This window comes from Roseovarius sp. MMSF_3359, from assembly GCF_030733385.1.
Classification (GTDB): Bacteria; Pseudomonadota; Alphaproteobacteria; order Rhodobacterales; family Rhodobacteraceae; genus Roseovarius.
This window is the reverse complement of the sequence record NZ_JASHJC010000006.1, coordinates 213,709-228,812: the sequence shown is the minus strand read 5'-3', so window position 1 is coordinate 228,812 and position 15,104 is coordinate 213,709. Positions and strand designations below refer to the sequence as shown.

Sequence of the window (15,104 nt, the reverse complement as noted above, 5' to 3'; positions counted from 1 at the left end):
GCGGTTCGCCGCTGCTTTTTTATTCCGGTGGGTGGGTATGTGACGTCAGGGCGCCGACTTTAAGCGCTGCAACAGATGCGATGCGCTAAACTATCGGCTTTATGCAATTTCCAAGCCGAAAACCGTTCCTGATTTTCCCGCCACCGTTAGTCGATCCAACCCTTGAGGTTGTCACCGACAATCGAGGCCAGCGCGTGAATATGCGCATCGCTGTCGTTCAGGCAGGGTATATAGGTAAACTCCTCACCGCCCGCCTCCTCGAAACTCTCGCGAATCTCTTCGTTGATCTCTTCGAGGGTCTCGATGCAATCGGCCGAGAAGGCCGGCGCCATCACCGCGATCTTCTTTTTCCCGTCTTCACGCGCCAGCCGCGCAACTTCTTCGACCGTGTAGGGCTTTAGCCATTCTTCGGGACCAAAAACCGACTGGAATGTGGTGGTGATCTCGGTGTCGTCCCATCCGAGGCGTTCCTTGAGTAGCCTAGTCGTTTTCTGGCATTGGCAATGATAGGGATCGCCCTGCATCAGGTACCGTTTCGGCATGCCGTGATAGGACACAACGAGGATATCGGGCCGGTCCTCGATCTTGGCATAGGCCTCCTCGACCGAGGCGGCGAGCGCCTCGATATAAAGCGGATTTTCGAAATAGGGTTCCACGACCCGGGCGGTTGGTTGCCAGGCCTCTTCCATCAGGGCGCGAAAGAACTGGTCATTTGCGGTGGCTGATGTGGCGCCGGCGTAATGCGGATAAAGCGGAAAGAACAGGATGCGGGTGCAGCCCGCTTCGACCATCTCGCGGACCTTGGATTTGGTCGACGGGTTGCCGTAGCGCATGCAGAAATCGACCATGACCTGATCGCCGTACCGGTCCTCGAGGGTCTGTGCCATCTTTTCCGTCTGGTCGCGGGTGATGGTCATCAGGGGGCTTTCGCCCTTCTCCTCGTTCCAGATGGATTTATAGGCCGCACCGCTGCTGAAGGGGCGTTTGCTGAGGATGATGAGTTGCAGCAGGGGCTGCCACTTCCAGCGCGGATAGTCGATGACCCGCTTGTCGGACAGAAATTCGTTGAGGTACCGGCGCATCGACCAGTAGTCGGTGTTGTCAGGGGTGCCGAGATTGGCCAGCAGAACACCGGTTTTCGCCGGTTTGATCCTGGGGTGATCGCCGGGAGCGTTCTCCGGTCTCCGCGCTTCTGACATCTGTTATCGGTTCCTGTTCTTCCTGTGTTGCTCCCGACATAGCCGCGGATGCGGGGAGGTCAATCATTTAACGGCTTTTCGGTGGCGCCAAGGGCATCGGCAAGCCGTGCCGTTGCAGAACCCGGACGCAGGGGTTGCGGCTGGCTCTCGTCCGGCGCCCATCCGGTCAGGAAAATAAGCTCGAATGTCGCGGTGATGCGCCCGTCCGCGTCGCCAAATTGCCGCGCATAGATCTCGCTCGCCCGATCAAAAAGCGCCCGCCCCATCGCGGTCTTTTGCCGCGCCATCAGCGCGTTGCCTTCGCCCATCGCCCGCAGATCCCCAATCAGGGCGCGGGGCGAGGTGTAGGTCACGGTCAGGGGCAGGCTGTCGGCGACCGGCAGGGCAAACCCGGCCCGCTGCAACAGGGCGCCAAGATCGCGGATTTCGGCCATCGGCGCCACGCGCGCCGACAACCCTCCGACCAAATCCGATTCCGCTTGGGAAAGGGCGGTTCGCAACTCATGCAGGGTCTCGCCGCCGAAGAGAACGCCGAGGAACAGGCCATCGGGCCGGAGCGCGCGGCGAAGCTGGATCAATTGTCCCACGGGGTCGTTGGCCCAGTGCAGGCACATGGCATGGATCGCAAGATCATGCGCCGCAGGCTCAAGCGCCAGTGTTTCGTCATCGCCGACCTGGGTCGCACCGGCAAAGGCCCCTCCCCAGAAATCCGGAAAGCCACTGACCAGGGCGATTTCCTTAAAGGTTTTGTTAACCAGTTGCAGGCGATCCTTGATCTCATCGCGGGCGGCTTCGTGCAGGAACAGAGCCGCATTTCCGGTGCGCGCGGCGCGGCGGCGATTGCGGAGGAGGGCCGCGCGATCGGTCAGAGCATTCATGGCGGGGACAATAGGGCGATGGCGGTAGGGTTTCAAACGGTCTTGCACCTGATTTACCCGCCGCGATGTACGGTCTGCAGCGTCAATGTCGATAGTGATTTCGGTCTCTGCGGGGCGTGCTGGCGCGATACGCCGTTCATCTCCGGCCTTTGTTGCGATCTCTGTGGCGTACCGTTGCCGGGGCAGGAGACGGGTGCGGCCGAGATTTGTGACGATTGCCTCAGGACCGACCGGCCCTGGAGCCGGGGACGCGCTGCGCTCGTCTATCGGGACAACGCGCGTAAGCTGGTTCTGGCGCTGAAACACGGGGATCGGCAGGATGTTGTCCGCCCGGCATCGGTGTGGATGGCGCAGGCGGCCAAACCATTGCTGTGTGACGGGATGCTGATCGCGCCGATACCGCTGCACTGGATGCGTCTGTTGAAACGGCGATACAACCAGTCCGCGCTGCTCGCCAAAGGCATCGCCGCAGAGACGGGCCTGTCGCATTGCCCGGACCTCCTGATTCGGCCGCGCCACACGCAATCCCTCGGCGGGCTCGATCATGATGCGCGGTTTTCGACCCTATCCAACGCAATCGACGTACATCCGAAGCGCCGGCATCGCCTGGCAGGCAGGCCTGTGCTGCTGATAGATGACGTGATGACATCGGGCGCCACATTGGCGGCGGCCACAGAGGCCTGTTTGTCCAGTGGTGCCAAAGATGTGTGCACTCTCACCCTAGCGCGGGCGGCCCGGGATGCCTAAGTTCCTGTTCAACATCTGCTACAGGAACTTCATGTGATGAAACCAGTTGAAATCTATACCTCGCCTATGTGCGGCTTTTGCCACGCGGCGAAACGTCTTCTGAAAGATAAGGGCGTCAATTTCTCGGAGATCAATGTCTGGTCCAACCCGTCGCGCAAACCCGAGATGATCCAGCGCGCCAATGGCGGCCGCACCGTGCCGCAAATTTTCGTGGGCGATGTGCATGTCGGGGGGTGCGACGATCTTTATGCGTTGGAGCGCGCAGGCAAGCTGGATGCGCTCCTGGCCGCATGACCCGGTTGCGTGCGGCCCTTGTTCAGCTCAACAGCAGTGATGATCCGTCCCGCAACCTTCCTGTCACACAATCCCTGATCGACGAGGCCGCGGGAAAGGGCGCGCGATTTGTCCTGACCCCCGAGGTCACGAATTGCGTCTCGACCAGTCGCACCCATCAGGCCGCGGTGTTGCGGACTGAGGATGACGACATCACCCTGGCGGCGCTTCGCAAGCAAACCGCGCGGTTGGGTGTCTGGCTGCTGATCGGGTCGCTGGCGCTGAGGTCCGATGATCCTGATGGCAGGTTTGTGAACCGGTCTTTCCTCATCACGCCGGAAGGTGAGATCAGGTCGCGCTACGACAAGATACACATGTTCGACGTACAGGTATCCGAGACGGAAACCTATCGCGAATCCGCCGGTTATCGCCCCGGAGAGCGCGCCGTTTTGAGCGATGTGGACGGCCATGCTGTCGGCATGACCATCTGTTACGATCTTCGCTTCCCGCACCTCTTCCGGCAATTGGCGCAGGCCGGTGCAGGGATCATCACCGTCCCCTCCGCCTTCTCGCCAGTCACCGGTGCGGCCCATTGGGAGGTCCTGCTGCGCGCCCGGGCCATTGAAAACGGCTGTTACGTCCTGGCCCCCGCGCAAACCGGCGCGCATTTGTCGCAGGCCGGCAAGGAGCGGCAAACATACGGCCATTCCCTTGCAATAGACCCTTGGGGACGGGTTTTGGCGGATGCGGGTGAGACGCCGGGTATCAAAATCGTTGATCTTGACCCGGCTGAGGTGGCACAAGCACGGCAGCGCATCCCATCTTTGGCGCATGGAACCGATTTTGGCGGCCTTTGAATGACTGGCGATAACAAAAGCTCACTTGCGGTGACGTTGTTCAGTGAAATCCTGACCAACGATCAACTGATCCGCAATCGGCTGAGCCGGGTGTTGCCCAAGGGGATGGAAGTCTCACATTTTTCCGTGCTGAACCACCTGGCACGGATCAATGACGAACGCAGCCCGGCGCAGCTTGCCAAGAGCTTTCATGTCACGCGCGGGGCCATGACCAACACGCTGCGCAAGCTGGAACTGGCCGGGTATATCCATATCCGCCCGGATTGGGACGACGCGCGGCGCAAGATGGTCGCAATCAGCCCCGCGGGCCGCAAAGCGCGCGAGACTGCGATTGACGGGATCACACCGATGATCTCGGAGGTGGTGGCCGAATTGGGGGAGGACAAGGTGCGCGCCACCCTGCCGGTGATGCGAGAGTTGCGCGGGCGGCTAGAAGCCAAGGAATAGCATTGGATCAGGCGGGCTTGAGGCTGGCCGTCACGTAATTGACGCTCAGGTCGCGCGGCGACAGGGACCAGGACCACAGGACCGGGTTGAACACGAATCCCTTGCGATCAACAGGCTCTAACCCGGCGTTTTTCAGCAAATCATAAAGCTCATCGGGCGTGATGAACTTGTTCCATTCATGGGTTCCCTTGGGCAGCCAGCGCATGACATATTCCGCGCCGACAATGGCCATCGCAAAGCTCTTGGCGTTGCGGTTGATGGTCGAGCAGATGTGGATGCCCCCGGGGCGCAGCAATTGCTGACACGCGGTCAGGTAGGCCAGTGGATCGGCCACATGTTCGACCACCTCCATGTTCAGCACCGCATCGAACTGTTCCCCGGCCTCCGCCATCGCTTCGGCGGTGGTGTGGCGATAGTCGATGGTCAGGCCGGATTGTTCGGCGTGGACCTTTGCCACGGGGATGTTGCGTTCGGCGGCATCCGCGCCAACCACCTCGGCGCCCAGCCGGGCCATCGGTTCGCTCAGCAATCCGCCGCCGCAGCCAATGTCGAGAATGCGCAGCCCTTTGAACGGCACCGGCCCCGACAGATCGCGATCGAATTCCGCGGCGATCTGCGCTGTGATATAGTCCAGCCGGCACGGGTTGAGCATGTGCAGCGGCTTGAACTTGCCGGTCGGATCCCACCATTCGGCGGCCATCGCTTCGAACTTGGCGATCTCGGCGGGATCAATCGTTGTCTGAGCGGCTTGCATTCTGCTCTCCATAGGTTCTTGATGGTGTTGCCCGTTATATAGGACGATCATGGACAAATTCTCAGGCCAAAAGAGCGCAGTCCAGTATCTCTACCCGCCGATCGAACCTTTCGACCGGCAAATGATGGATGTGGGCGACGGGCACAAGATTTATGTGGAGCAATCGGGCAACCCCGAAGGTAAAGCGGTTGTCGTGCTGCATGGCGGGCCAGGCGGCGGGTGCAGCCCGGCGATGCGGCGCTATTTCGATCCAGCGGTCTATCGCATCGTACTTTTCGATCAGCGCGGGTGTGGCCGGTCGAAGCCCCATGCCAGCGTGGAGGCCAATACGACATGGCACCTGGTGGCCGATATCGAGCATATTCGCCAGCGTTTCGGGATCGAGACCTGGACCGTGTTCGGCGGAAGCTGGGGTGCGACGCTCGCGCTGATCTATGCGCAGGCGCATCCGGACCGGGTCAACCAGCTTGTGCTGCGCGGTGTCTTCATGATGACGCAGGCCGAGCTTGAGTGGTTCTATGGCGGGGCTGCCGGGCAGTTCTGGCCCGAAACCTGGGACCGGTTTCAGGAGTTGATCCCCGAAGACGAGCGCGGCGACATGATCGCGGCCTATCACAGGCGGCTCTTTTCTGGCGACCGGGCGACCGAGACGACCTATGCCAAGGCGTGGGCAGCCTGGGAAAACGCCGTGGCGACCGTGCATTCCAACGGCACCAGCGGCGACAGCCCGGCGGATTATGCGCGCGCGTTTTCACGGCTCGAAAACCACTATTTCACCCATGGCGGGTTTCTCGAATACGACGGGCAGATCCTGGATCAGGTGAGCCGGATCGCCCATATCCCCGGCACGATTGTTCAGGGTAGATACGACATGATCTGCCCGCCACGTACCGCCTACCGGTTGGCGCAGGCCTGGGGCAAAAAGGCCGATCTGAGGATGATCCCGGTGGCGGGTCATGCCCTGTCGGAGCCGGGGATCAGTGCCGAACTGGTGGGCGTGATGGACAGGCTGGCGCGCGCGCTCTAGGTGCCGCGGTTTTGGCGCCATCAGGCGTTCGGGCTACACTTTCGGGAGAATCAGGGAGTGTCCAGATGAGCGAAGACCCGGTAATTGAAGAACGCGAAAACGGCCCGCTGGTCGCCAAGGGCATCCGACGCATGGTCGGACCCGATGGTGCCGAGATCGAGATCAAGGAAGTGATGGCGCTGTGTCGCTGTGGCCGATCCGAGATGAAACCCTTCTGCGATGGCAGCCATAAGGAGGCCGGTTTCGAAAGCCGCGGTGGTGAGCCCGCAGGCCCCGACAAACTGCTGACCTATGAGGGGGCCGAGGTGACAGTGACCTATAACCCACTGCTCTGTTCCCATGCCGCCGAGTGTGGGCGCCTGGCCAGTCACATCTTCAACCCCGAGCAAAAACCCTGGGTCCAGCCTGACAAGGGAGCGGTGGCCGAGGTCGAAGCGGTGATCACCGCCTGCCCCTCGGGCGCGCTTGCGCTGAAACGCCCGGACGGCGCGCGCGAACATCGTCTGGCGGAGCGGTGTGACGTCACCATCGAAAAGAATGGCCCCTATTGGGTGCAGAACGTCAAATCGCCGGTGGGTGCGCAGGGCCAGGGGATGTCGTCGAAGAAATATGTTCTCTGCCGTTGCGGGTTGTCGGGCAACAAACCCTATTGCGACGGCACGCACCGGGATGCGGGGTGGCAGGACGATTGACGCGCCCGTCTTGGTGGCTCTTCCCGCACCGTGTGCGTTGAGCGCGACAAAGGCGCTACGCATAGCGCAACTGACAGCGTCCGCGAGCGATTCTCTGGATTATTTTTGAGATTTGGTGGAGCCTAGGTCCGTATAACCGATGTCGCAGACCGTTTCACGTCATTCCAATTTATACTTAGATTCAAAGACTCTGCTGTAATCTCTATCGCAAATCGTTGCAGCCCGTCGCAATCAATCCTATATTTTGTGGTGGGAAAATCGGCGGGAAAACAGATGAACAACTTGACTGCCAGAAAGGTTCAGACGGCCAAAGAGCCGGGCATGTACAGCGATGGGTTGGGTTTATATCTCTGCGTCGCCCCTGGTGGTACGAAATCCTGGATACTCAGAACAACAATCAAGGGAAGGCGTACTGCGAGCGGAAACCCCTACCGGGTCGAGATTGGCCTTGGGTCGATTGCGGATGTTTCGTTGGCAAAGGCACGTGAAGAAGCATCCCCTCTTCGGCTGCTTGCACGTAAGGGCGTGAACCCTTTGGATGAGCGTAAGCGCGAGATGCTGACATTCGAGGAAGCAGCGAAACGCGTCTACGAGGGACTTCTGCCGACTTGGCGGAACGAGAAACATGCGCAGACCTGGTGGAGCACTGTCGATAAGCATGCCAACACGCGATTTGGCAGCCGCCCGATTGAGTCAATCACAAGCGCAGATGTGCTCGATGTCCTGGGGCCGATTTGGGTTGAGCGCCATGAAACCGCCAAGAGACTTAAGCAACGCCTTTCGACGGTGTTCGATTGGGCAAGAGGTGCTGGCCAATACCCGAACCCCAATCCAGTGGACGGGCTTACGAAGTCCTTGCCTACCGTAAAGCGTCGTGCAGCGCATATGGCGGCTATGAAATGGGAACACCTGCCTGAGTTTATGGGTCAGCTATCCGAGCGCGAGAGTGTTTCAGCCAGGACATTGCAGTTCATCATCCTAACCGCAGCCAGGTCAGGCGAAGCACGCGGGGCCAGGTGGTCAGAGATTGATTTCGATGAGAGGATCTGGACCGTACCGGCTGACCGGATGAAACGCGGCCTGGAACATCGTGTGCCACTCTCTGAGGAGGCCATAGAAGTACTGGAGGGAATGCGTGGCCTTGATGCTGATTTTGTTTTCCCAGCAGCGTCTCGCGACAAGCGCGGCGCAACCCGAGAGCAATCGGTCATGGTCTTTAAGTCCCTGCTAAAGCGCATGAAGCGCGAGGGGTTTACCGTTCATGGATTCCGGTCGACTTTCCGCGATTGGTGCAGCGAAAGCGCGCATGCCGACCGAGAGGTTGCAGAAGCCTCTTTGGCCCACGCAATCGGAAACGAAACCGAGCGCGCCTATGCGCGAAGCGATTTCTTTGAGCGCCGCCGTAGTTTGATGGCTACCTGGGGTCAGTTCGCTTTTGGCAAATCCGGTGAAGTTGTAAGGATGGTGCGATGAGTGGAAATGTAAGGCACTGGAACAGAGCACAAACATGTGCCGAGGGTTACAAGAATGCCTGATCCGATAGAGTTGCAACTTCGACTGTACAGTCACAGTGATGATGAGGGTGGGTACTGGCGGCGCTTCCTCGAACTCAGCCATTTTTGGAAAGTGGTCCAAAATGCTCTTGGCATTTGGCAGGGACAAGATAGAGATGGATCGTTTGGTTCGTGGGAGCGAAAACGGAAAGACTTGGTCGTTGATGCGATTTTAGAGCGTACGAAATATTTGGAAGTTGCTAATTTCGACGGAGAGAATGCCGGGTGGCAATTATTTCCCGCTGATCTCCTAAAACAGTTTCTTTTCCCAGATTTGGCAGAAGGCACTGTGCCTAAACGTAACTTCCTTCTTCGCCAGAATCGGAACATTGAGTTGGTAGAAGGTTGGACAATTTACATAGATGTCGATTTTGCCGAAGATGCTTTTCGTGAATTAACTAAGGATGTCGACCTTACTCCAAGTATTCCCGTGGGGTACAGCTTGTCTACGCGCGCCGAAATTGAAGCGGCATACGAAAAGTTTTACATCGCTCTGATGTTGGAAAAAGTACTTCAACGTCCAACGGTTGTTGAGCGAGTTTCTTGGATTCAACAGAACCTTAACGTCAATCGGGATCGAGCGCGCGATATTGAATTAAGCAAACGGCCCGCCGAGTGGAACCAAAAAGGTAGGCGACCAGAAGCGCCGTACGATTATTAGCCATTAATGCCGCTAGTTTGTGGTTTTCGCTGCATTAAACGCCGAGATGGCCTGATTTGACGGACTGGTCCGCCTAATTTTTAACTGAGATTCTATCAACATGTCGCAACCAACCGCGAGGTGTTGAAAATGGCCCCACAGTCTTTTGACAGACTGGTTTCGGTAAAGGACACGGCAGCCGCTTATGGCTGCAGCGTCGCCACGGTATGGCGTCGCGTGTCTGACGGAACCATTCCCCAACCCGTGAAAATCGGCGGCATGACCAGATGGTCCTTATCAGAAATTGCCGCCGCCATCGAAGAAGCAAAAGCTCAGCGTGAGGCCGCCTAAATGAGAAGCACGTCTCATTTCAGTGCAGCCGTGTCTGAAGAACACAGGAAGGCAGCTAAAGTGCTGGGTTTTGCCCTCCACCTGGGTGATTTCAACTCCTGGGTCAAGCTGTCGGGCGTCTGGTCCGTTCGCCTCAAGGACGAAGAGCGTGCTGCAATCGCGTACGCAGCATTGAAGTCACTCCCCCCTCACCAAGCTGAGTTGACTGCAGGTGCAGTTCTTCCTGAGGGGGCTGGCATGCCTCAAGTGGCGTTGTTCTCTGAGATGGATCAGGCGGCACATTGGGCTGACCTGGCTTCCGAAGAGGAACTTGATGCCTACTGTCTCGCAGCGTTCAATCGGATGCATGCGGATCGACAGCTTGCATTTCTGGACCATGTCACGGGGAGGAAAGCCGCGTGACTTCGTTCGATGGCCTCCATGCACAAGATACAGCGCACCTCAAAGAGGTGGGCAGCGCGCCTGTATATATCGCACCAGAACTTCCTAAGCGTGCAAGCGCCCTGCGCAGGGCTCTAGAGCCTATCTCCAGCATCAGGCCGGTCATCAAGTCGCGATACCTGGTGAAAGGGTGGATCGACCGAGAAACGGTGAGCGTGGTCTACGGAGAAAGTAATGTTGGGAAGACCTTCTTCGCTCTGGATCTGGCCATGCATGTGGCCGCTGGAAGGCCTTGGCACGGGCATCTCATTGGTGGGGTGAACGAGGGATCAAATGGTCCGGTACTCTACATAGCCGGTGAAGGCGGGTATGGCATCAATAACCGCATTGAGGCGATACGGCTTGACCAACCTGAACTCATTCAAAGCATTGAAGGGAATGGGGAATTCTTACTCCTGCCAACAGCCCTGGATCTCTGCGCAAAGGGCGATGCAACTGCCCTTGTTAGTGCTCTTGAGCGACTTGATGACATCCCCCTAATTGTGATCGACACCCTGGCACGTAGCATGGGGACAGGCGATGAAAACACCGCCAAGGATATGGGGGCATTCGTCAGAAACATCGACTTCATCCGCGCCCAAACCGGCGCTCATATCATGGTTATCCACCACTCGGGTAAGGACACCAGCAAGGGTGCACGCGGCAGCGGCAGCCTAAGGGCTGCAGTGGATACAGAAATCGAACTCACACGCTCGGGCAACGTCATTATGGCGGAGACCCGCAAGCAGCGGGACATGCCGACGGGACAAGTCTTTGCCTATACCCTTCGCGGCGTCGAAATCGGCATTGATGAGGATGGAGACAAGGTCACGTCAGCGGTCGTTGAACAAACCGACCCCGTAGCCAAAACAATAAAAATCACGGGTCAGCAGAAGATTGCCTTGCAGGCACTGGACGATGCTCTCGCACACCACGGCACCAAGCAACACGGCGACATGTTCCCCGACAATCGCAATTGCGTGTCTACTGACATCTGGAAAGAGTTCTGCACCCGCCATGCGTTGTCCGATGGAGAAAGCGATAGCGCCCGTCGAAAGGCCTTCTTCTCAGCAAAGAAGGGACTTCAGGAAAAAGAAGTCATTCGCATCGTCGACGACTACGTCTGGAGGTGCGGAGCATGACCGTTACCTCCGTTACCAACCGTTACCATTCCCGCCCGGTAACGCCGCCAGAGTACCGTTACCAACCGTTACCACCCCCCTTTAGGGGGGTAACGTTGGTAACGCTGGCTGACCGGGGCAATGAAACCATCCGAGAAATTGAACACCGTTACCAAACTTGCGAGGTCAATCAATGACAGATGCAGGTAAAAACAAGACTAGCGTTGCGACCGGTAAAAACGGCCGGAATACGGACGGAACGTTTACCACTGGCAATCCAGGCAAACCCAAGGGTGCACGGCATGTAACCACTCGGGCCATTGAGGAGCTGCTGCAAGGCGAGGCGGAAGGTTTGACCCGTAAGGCGGTGGACATGGCACTAGAGGGTGACACAACGGCGCTGCGTCTTTGCCTAGAGCGTATAGCCCCACCTAGAAAAGACACGCCGGTCAAGTTTGACCTGCCTTCTATGCAATCTGCCAGTGAGGCTGCCGAGGCCGCTCAAGCGGTTCTACGGGCCGTCTCTGGGGGCGAACTATCCCCACTGGAGGCAGCAAGCGTAATGGGTCTTGTCGAAAGCTACCGGCGCACGCTGGAAACGTCAGACCACGAGGCACGTATTGAGGCATTGGAGGCAAGAAAGTGAATCAGGAACAAGCGAACTCATCAGCCACGGTCGTAATCTTCGCACCGGAAGAAACACCTTCGCATCTCTATGTGAGCAATGAGGTGTATTACCAAATTCTGGCCCAACAGATTTATGGACATGCAGACTTCATGACCTGGGTCATTCCAGTACCCGAAATCACGGGACCAAAGTTTGAATTCATCCCAGACCTCATTGACTGGTTTGCGAGCATTCCCAATGGGCTCTCGCCGAACAAGCAAGCGGCAGAAGGCATGCCGAAAGATGGCCTGAATGATTATGCATCTCTGGTCGTTGAAACACACAGATTGAAGGAAATCGCAGAACGAGAAGGACTAATTCAATGAGCATCAAGACACGACTGAAACGGCTGGAGGAAAAAGGTGGCAAAGGCGTCGACTTGATCATACCCGATACCGAATATCGGGGCGGTACTTCCGATGAATATTGCACCCATGCGATTGCCACATGGGATCGTGGAAATCCTTACCGGGCAGAACGGCAGGAAGGTGAGAGCTTTCCGGAATTCAAGTCGAGGTTTGTCGGTGAATTCATCGCAGATTTTCGCAACCAACTTGGAAATTCAACTGACGATAACATTGTCATGAGCGACGATGTTAGAAGGCTCTAAGTGGTCTATTTTGTTGGATTTTTGCATCAAAACGTGATAACATAACTAGCAAGAACTGATGAGGGAAAACATCATGGCAGGCACTACGGGCGCACCCCCACAAGAGCAACAACAGCGCGGTTTATTGGGTCGAACCAGCCAGTTCTTCACACCTGAGCGGAAAATCGCATTTCAGGGTCTGGGATTGGGATTGTCACAACTCGCAAATGGCCAGACACCCAACCTCTCACCGGCGTTCAGCGCATTGCGGAAACGTCAGGAGGCGGCAGAGATGCGATCCGTCCTCAAAAACAGTGGTATCATGGATCGCTTCACACCCGATCAGCGGAAGGTCATAGCGAGCATGCCCCCGCAGGCGGCGCAGAACTTTCTCATGCGAACGATGTTTGAGGGGCCGCCCAAACCCGAAGATGAATACGGTCGATATGTGGCAGAGGAACTTGCTGCCGGTCGCACGCCGATGAGCCGCATCGAGTTCAAGCGCGCTAGCCAGTTGAGACAGAGCATCAGTATCGACGCAGATGGCAACATCAGCTTGTCAGAGGGATTTGGCGATACCGATCCCACTGCCGGAATTCCCACCGAACAACCACGCCTCGGCCGGAAGATATCGGAAGGAGATGCGACGCTTATCAAAGAGGCAAAGGAGCAATCCGCAAATGCAGATGCTCTTGCGGTAAATGTCGAGGCCGCCCGGCGGATTGTGGAGAATGGTTTTGATAGCGGCGTTGAATCCGGCGTGCGCGCCCTTGGTTCCCGAGCCCTCTCGGTTCTAGGCGGCAGTGGGGAATTCGCCTCTCAGCATCAGGACTTTGAATCTGTCTCAAAGGCCATTGGTATGGATGCATTGCGCGCCATTGGCGGCAATGACACTGAACGCGAATTGCTGACTGCCATTCAAACCACGGCGAGCCCGGATAAGGAGCCCGGGGCAAATAGGCGGATCATTCAAAGACAGATTGCTGCACTTGATGTGGTCACTCAGAAACCCGGCCTGATGGAAGATTGGGTCGCAGATTTCGGGTCACTCAGTCGCCCGAACGAAGAGGGCCAATCCTGGGACAACTTCTGGCGTGCTTATCAGCTTCGGGAATTCCGCGAAGGCATTGAAGCAGATGCGGTTGATACAGAGGTGGGCGATGACGCAACATCTTTCGAGGTGGATGGGGCAAGCTATACAATTCGGGAGGTGAAGTGATGGGAACGTTCGAAATCTCCGGCCCGAATGGAAAGACCTATCAAGTGGAGGGCGCAACGGCAGACGGGGCAGCGCGCGCCTTTGCCGCATTTCTCCGCTCTGAGTCACAAAGCACGCCCAATCCGCCCGAGGGCATGTTCCGCAATCCCAGTACGGGGCAGTTGACGTCGCGAGAACTACTCAAGGGAGTGCAGGAGCCGTCGACCTTGGATGCGATTTCTGGTGGCGCAATGCAGGGATTCTCCTTTGGCACCACCGATGAGCTGATGGGCGCAATCGGTCACCTGGAGGGCGGTGAGGACATGGCAACCTTCCGTCGAGAGCAAGCAAGGGCGATGCTGGAAGCGCAGAGCGAGCAAAGGCCGGGCGCATATATAGCGGGCAACGTTGCCGGAGCTGTAACGAACCCGGCAGCCCGCCTCGTCGCGCCCGTTAACACCATCAAAGGAGCAGCCGCTACGGGAGGTGCCTTCGCGGCAGCGCAAGGCTTTGGTGAAGGGGAAGGAAACGCCACAAACAGAGCTAAGGAGGCGCTAGTAACTGCGCCTGTTGGTCTCTTTGCAGGGGGTGCAATAGCAACCGCCGTCAAAGGGGCTGGAGCGGGTGCAAGAGGGGTGAGCCGCAAGTTACGCAAAAACACCAGCATTGCGGATCTAAAGCTGGAAAAGAACCGGGCCTATGCAGCCGTCAAGCAAGCCGGGGTGAAGTTTGATCAGAACGATATGATTGCCCTTTCACAGCGCGCCCACCGCAAGGCAAAGCTAAGTGATGTGGACTTTGAGGCAGACCCGCAATCTGCTGCCGTGCTGCGCATGTTCAAACGCCGTGCCGGTGAGAAATCCATCTCGCTCAACCGACTTGATCGGGTGCGTCAGACCCTCTGGGCAAGATACAATCGCGGAGACGAGCCCTTTGTGCTGGATATGATTGGCGAGATTGACGGGATGATTGCCTCCAAGGCGCAATCCAGTTCCCTCATGAAAACGGCACGTGAGGCTCATGCCAGGTTCTCCAAGGCTCAGTTGCTGGATAACTCCTTCAAGAAGGCTCGCAGGCATGCCGCTGCATCAGGGTCGGGTGGCAACGTGGTGAATGCATACCGCCAAGCCGTGAACCGCATTCTCGACAAGCCCCATGAAGCGAAGTGGTTCACGGCAGACGAGATTGCCATCATGGAACGATTTGTCATGGGCTCGAACGCAGAAAACACCTTGCGCAAGGCCAGCAAGCTTAGTCCCAATGGAAATGGCCTGATGCTGGCACTGAACATCTACGCCTCAACCATCAGCCCCGCCATGCTGGGAGCCGGTGCTGTGGCCGAGGGAGCCAAGAGGGCAGCCGACAGGGGTGTACGGAAAGGCGCAGAAGACTTAATTGAGAGTGTGGGGTCCGGGATTATCCCGACACTACGGACTGCACCTACGGGCGCAGCGGCTGTTGGAGCAGGTATAGCCGCATCGGAGAGTCTGAGGCAGCAGAAGCGCTAACCTTGTTTGCCCAGGTCAAAGCTTTCGCCGTTTTCTTTGATGTGCTGATATAGTCCGGGGTTGCACCTCTTCAGGTGCTTCTCCCACTGCTTTGCGTTCATAGGCTTCGGATCAGGCGGGTTCAGCATCTTGCCTTCGCCCTTTACGCCCCACCATACGATGAGGCCAACACCCACGACTGCG

At 57.6% G+C, this 15,104-nt stretch carries 19 protein-coding genes; 16 read left to right on the top strand and 3 right to left on the bottom strand.

Annotated features, from left to right (window positions below; all coding sequences use genetic code 11):
* Positions 1-146: 146 nt before the first annotated feature.
* Complete coding sequence (hemH, locus tag RBB29_RS11170) at positions 147-1,199, bottom strand: ferrochelatase (protein ID WP_306114177.1); 1,053 nt, start codon at positions 1,197-1,199, stop codon at positions 147-149.
* Positions 1,200-1,258: 59 nt separating this feature from the next.
* Positions 1,259-2,077: a methyltransferase domain-containing protein gene (locus tag RBB29_RS11165; protein ID WP_306114178.1), complete on the bottom strand. Its 819-nt coding sequence runs from the start codon at positions 2,075-2,077 to the stop codon at positions 1,259-1,261.
* A gap of 18 nt (positions 2,078-2,095) precedes the next feature.
* Here RBB29_RS11165 and RBB29_RS11160 point away from each other — a divergent pair, with 18 nt between their 5' ends.
* From RBB29_RS11160 to RBB29_RS11145, 4 genes are read left to right on the top strand one after another with little or no spacing between them, the layout of a single operon-like run.
* Complete coding sequence (locus tag RBB29_RS11160; RefSeq protein ID WP_306114179.1) at positions 2,096-2,824, top strand: ComF family protein; 729 nt, start codon at positions 2,096-2,098, stop codon at positions 2,822-2,824.
* A gap of 36 nt (positions 2,825-2,860) precedes the next feature.
* A complete protein-coding gene (gene grxC / locus RBB29_RS11155; RefSeq protein ID WP_306114180.1) occupies positions 2,861-3,118 on the top strand; it encodes a glutaredoxin 3 in 258 nt (85 codons plus the stop codon).
* A 5-nt stretch (positions 3,119-3,123) separates the two neighbouring features.
* Entirely contained in the window at positions 3,124-3,954 is an 831-nt protein-coding gene (locus RBB29_RS11150) for a carbon-nitrogen hydrolase family protein (protein WP_306114367.1), read from the top strand.
* Positions 3,955-4,401, top strand: coding sequence for a MarR family winged helix-turn-helix transcriptional regulator (locus tag RBB29_RS11145; protein ID WP_306114181.1), 447 nt, complete (start codon positions 3,955-3,957; stop codon positions 4,399-4,401). It abuts the gene before it with no gap.
* Positions 4,402-4,408: 7 nt separating this feature from the next.
* On the opposite strand, the gene ubiG is transcribed toward RBB29_RS11145, so the two are convergent.
* A complete protein-coding gene (ubiG, locus tag RBB29_RS11140; protein WP_306114182.1) occupies positions 4,409-5,155 on the bottom strand; it encodes a bifunctional 2-polyprenyl-6-hydroxyphenol methylase/3-demethylubiquinol 3-O-methyltransferase UbiG in 747 nt (248 codons plus the stop codon).
* 49 nt (positions 5,156-5,204) lie between these two features.
* Here ubiG and pip point away from each other — a divergent pair, with 49 nt between their 5' ends.
* The 12 genes from pip to RBB29_RS11085 all read left to right on the top strand — a co-directional run bounded on the left by pip (position 5,205) and on the right by RBB29_RS11085 (position 14,921).
* A complete protein-coding gene (gene pip / locus RBB29_RS11135) occupies positions 5,205-6,182 on the top strand; it encodes a prolyl aminopeptidase (protein WP_306114183.1) in 978 nt (325 codons plus the stop codon).
* Between the two features lie 65 nt (positions 6,183-6,247).
* Positions 6,248-6,874: a CDGSH iron-sulfur domain-containing protein gene (locus tag RBB29_RS11130; protein ID WP_306114184.1), complete on the top strand. Its 627-nt coding sequence runs from the start codon at positions 6,248-6,250 to the stop codon at positions 6,872-6,874.
* A gap of 273 nt (positions 6,875-7,147) precedes the next feature.
* Positions 7,148-8,347: a site-specific integrase gene (locus RBB29_RS11125; RefSeq protein WP_306114185.1), complete on the top strand. Its 1,200-nt coding sequence runs from the start codon at positions 7,148-7,150 to the stop codon at positions 8,345-8,347.
* 54 nt (positions 8,348-8,401) lie between these two features.
* Positions 8,402-9,088: a hypothetical protein gene (locus RBB29_RS11120; protein WP_306114186.1), complete on the top strand. Its 687-nt coding sequence runs from the start codon at positions 8,402-8,404 to the stop codon at positions 9,086-9,088.
* Between the two features lie 129 nt (positions 9,089-9,217).
* Positions 9,218-9,418 (top strand): helix-turn-helix transcriptional regulator, encoded by a 201-nt coding sequence (locus RBB29_RS22295; protein ID WP_371931480.1) that lies wholly within the window; start codon positions 9,218-9,220, stop codon positions 9,416-9,418.
* A complete protein-coding gene (locus RBB29_RS11115; RefSeq protein ID WP_306114187.1) occupies positions 9,419-9,820 on the top strand; it encodes a hypothetical protein in 402 nt (133 codons plus the stop codon).
* Positions 9,817-10,980: a helicase RepA family protein gene (locus RBB29_RS11110; protein ID WP_306114188.1), complete on the top strand. Its 1,164-nt coding sequence runs from the start codon at positions 9,817-9,819 to the stop codon at positions 10,978-10,980. The genes RBB29_RS11115 and RBB29_RS11110 overlap by 4 nt, the downstream gene beginning before the upstream one ends.
* Positions 10,981-11,152: 172 nt before the next feature.
* Positions 11,153-11,605: a DUF5681 domain-containing protein gene (locus tag RBB29_RS11105; RefSeq protein ID WP_306114189.1), complete on the top strand. Its 453-nt coding sequence runs from the start codon at positions 11,153-11,155 to the stop codon at positions 11,603-11,605.
* Complete coding sequence (locus RBB29_RS11100) at positions 11,602-11,952, top strand: hypothetical protein (RefSeq protein ID WP_306114190.1); 351 nt, start codon at positions 11,602-11,604, stop codon at positions 11,950-11,952. The genes RBB29_RS11105 and RBB29_RS11100 overlap by 4 nt, the downstream gene beginning before the upstream one ends.
* Entirely contained in the window at positions 11,949-12,236 is a 288-nt protein-coding gene (locus RBB29_RS11095) for a hypothetical protein (protein ID WP_306114191.1), read from the top strand. Before RBB29_RS11100 ends, RBB29_RS11095 begins: the two co-directional genes overlap by 4 nt.
* A gap of 73 nt (positions 12,237-12,309) precedes the next feature.
* Complete coding sequence (locus tag RBB29_RS11090; RefSeq protein ID WP_306121148.1) at positions 12,310-13,434, top strand: hypothetical protein; 1,125 nt, start codon at positions 12,310-12,312, stop codon at positions 13,432-13,434.
* Positions 13,434-14,921 carry a hypothetical protein gene (locus RBB29_RS11085; protein WP_306114193.1) on the top strand — a complete coding sequence of 496 codons (1,488 nt, stop codon included), beginning with the start codon at positions 13,434-13,436 and terminating at the stop codon, positions 14,919-14,921. Before RBB29_RS11090 ends, RBB29_RS11085 begins: the two co-directional genes overlap by 1 nt.
* Positions 14,922-15,104: the final 183 nt, after the last annotated feature.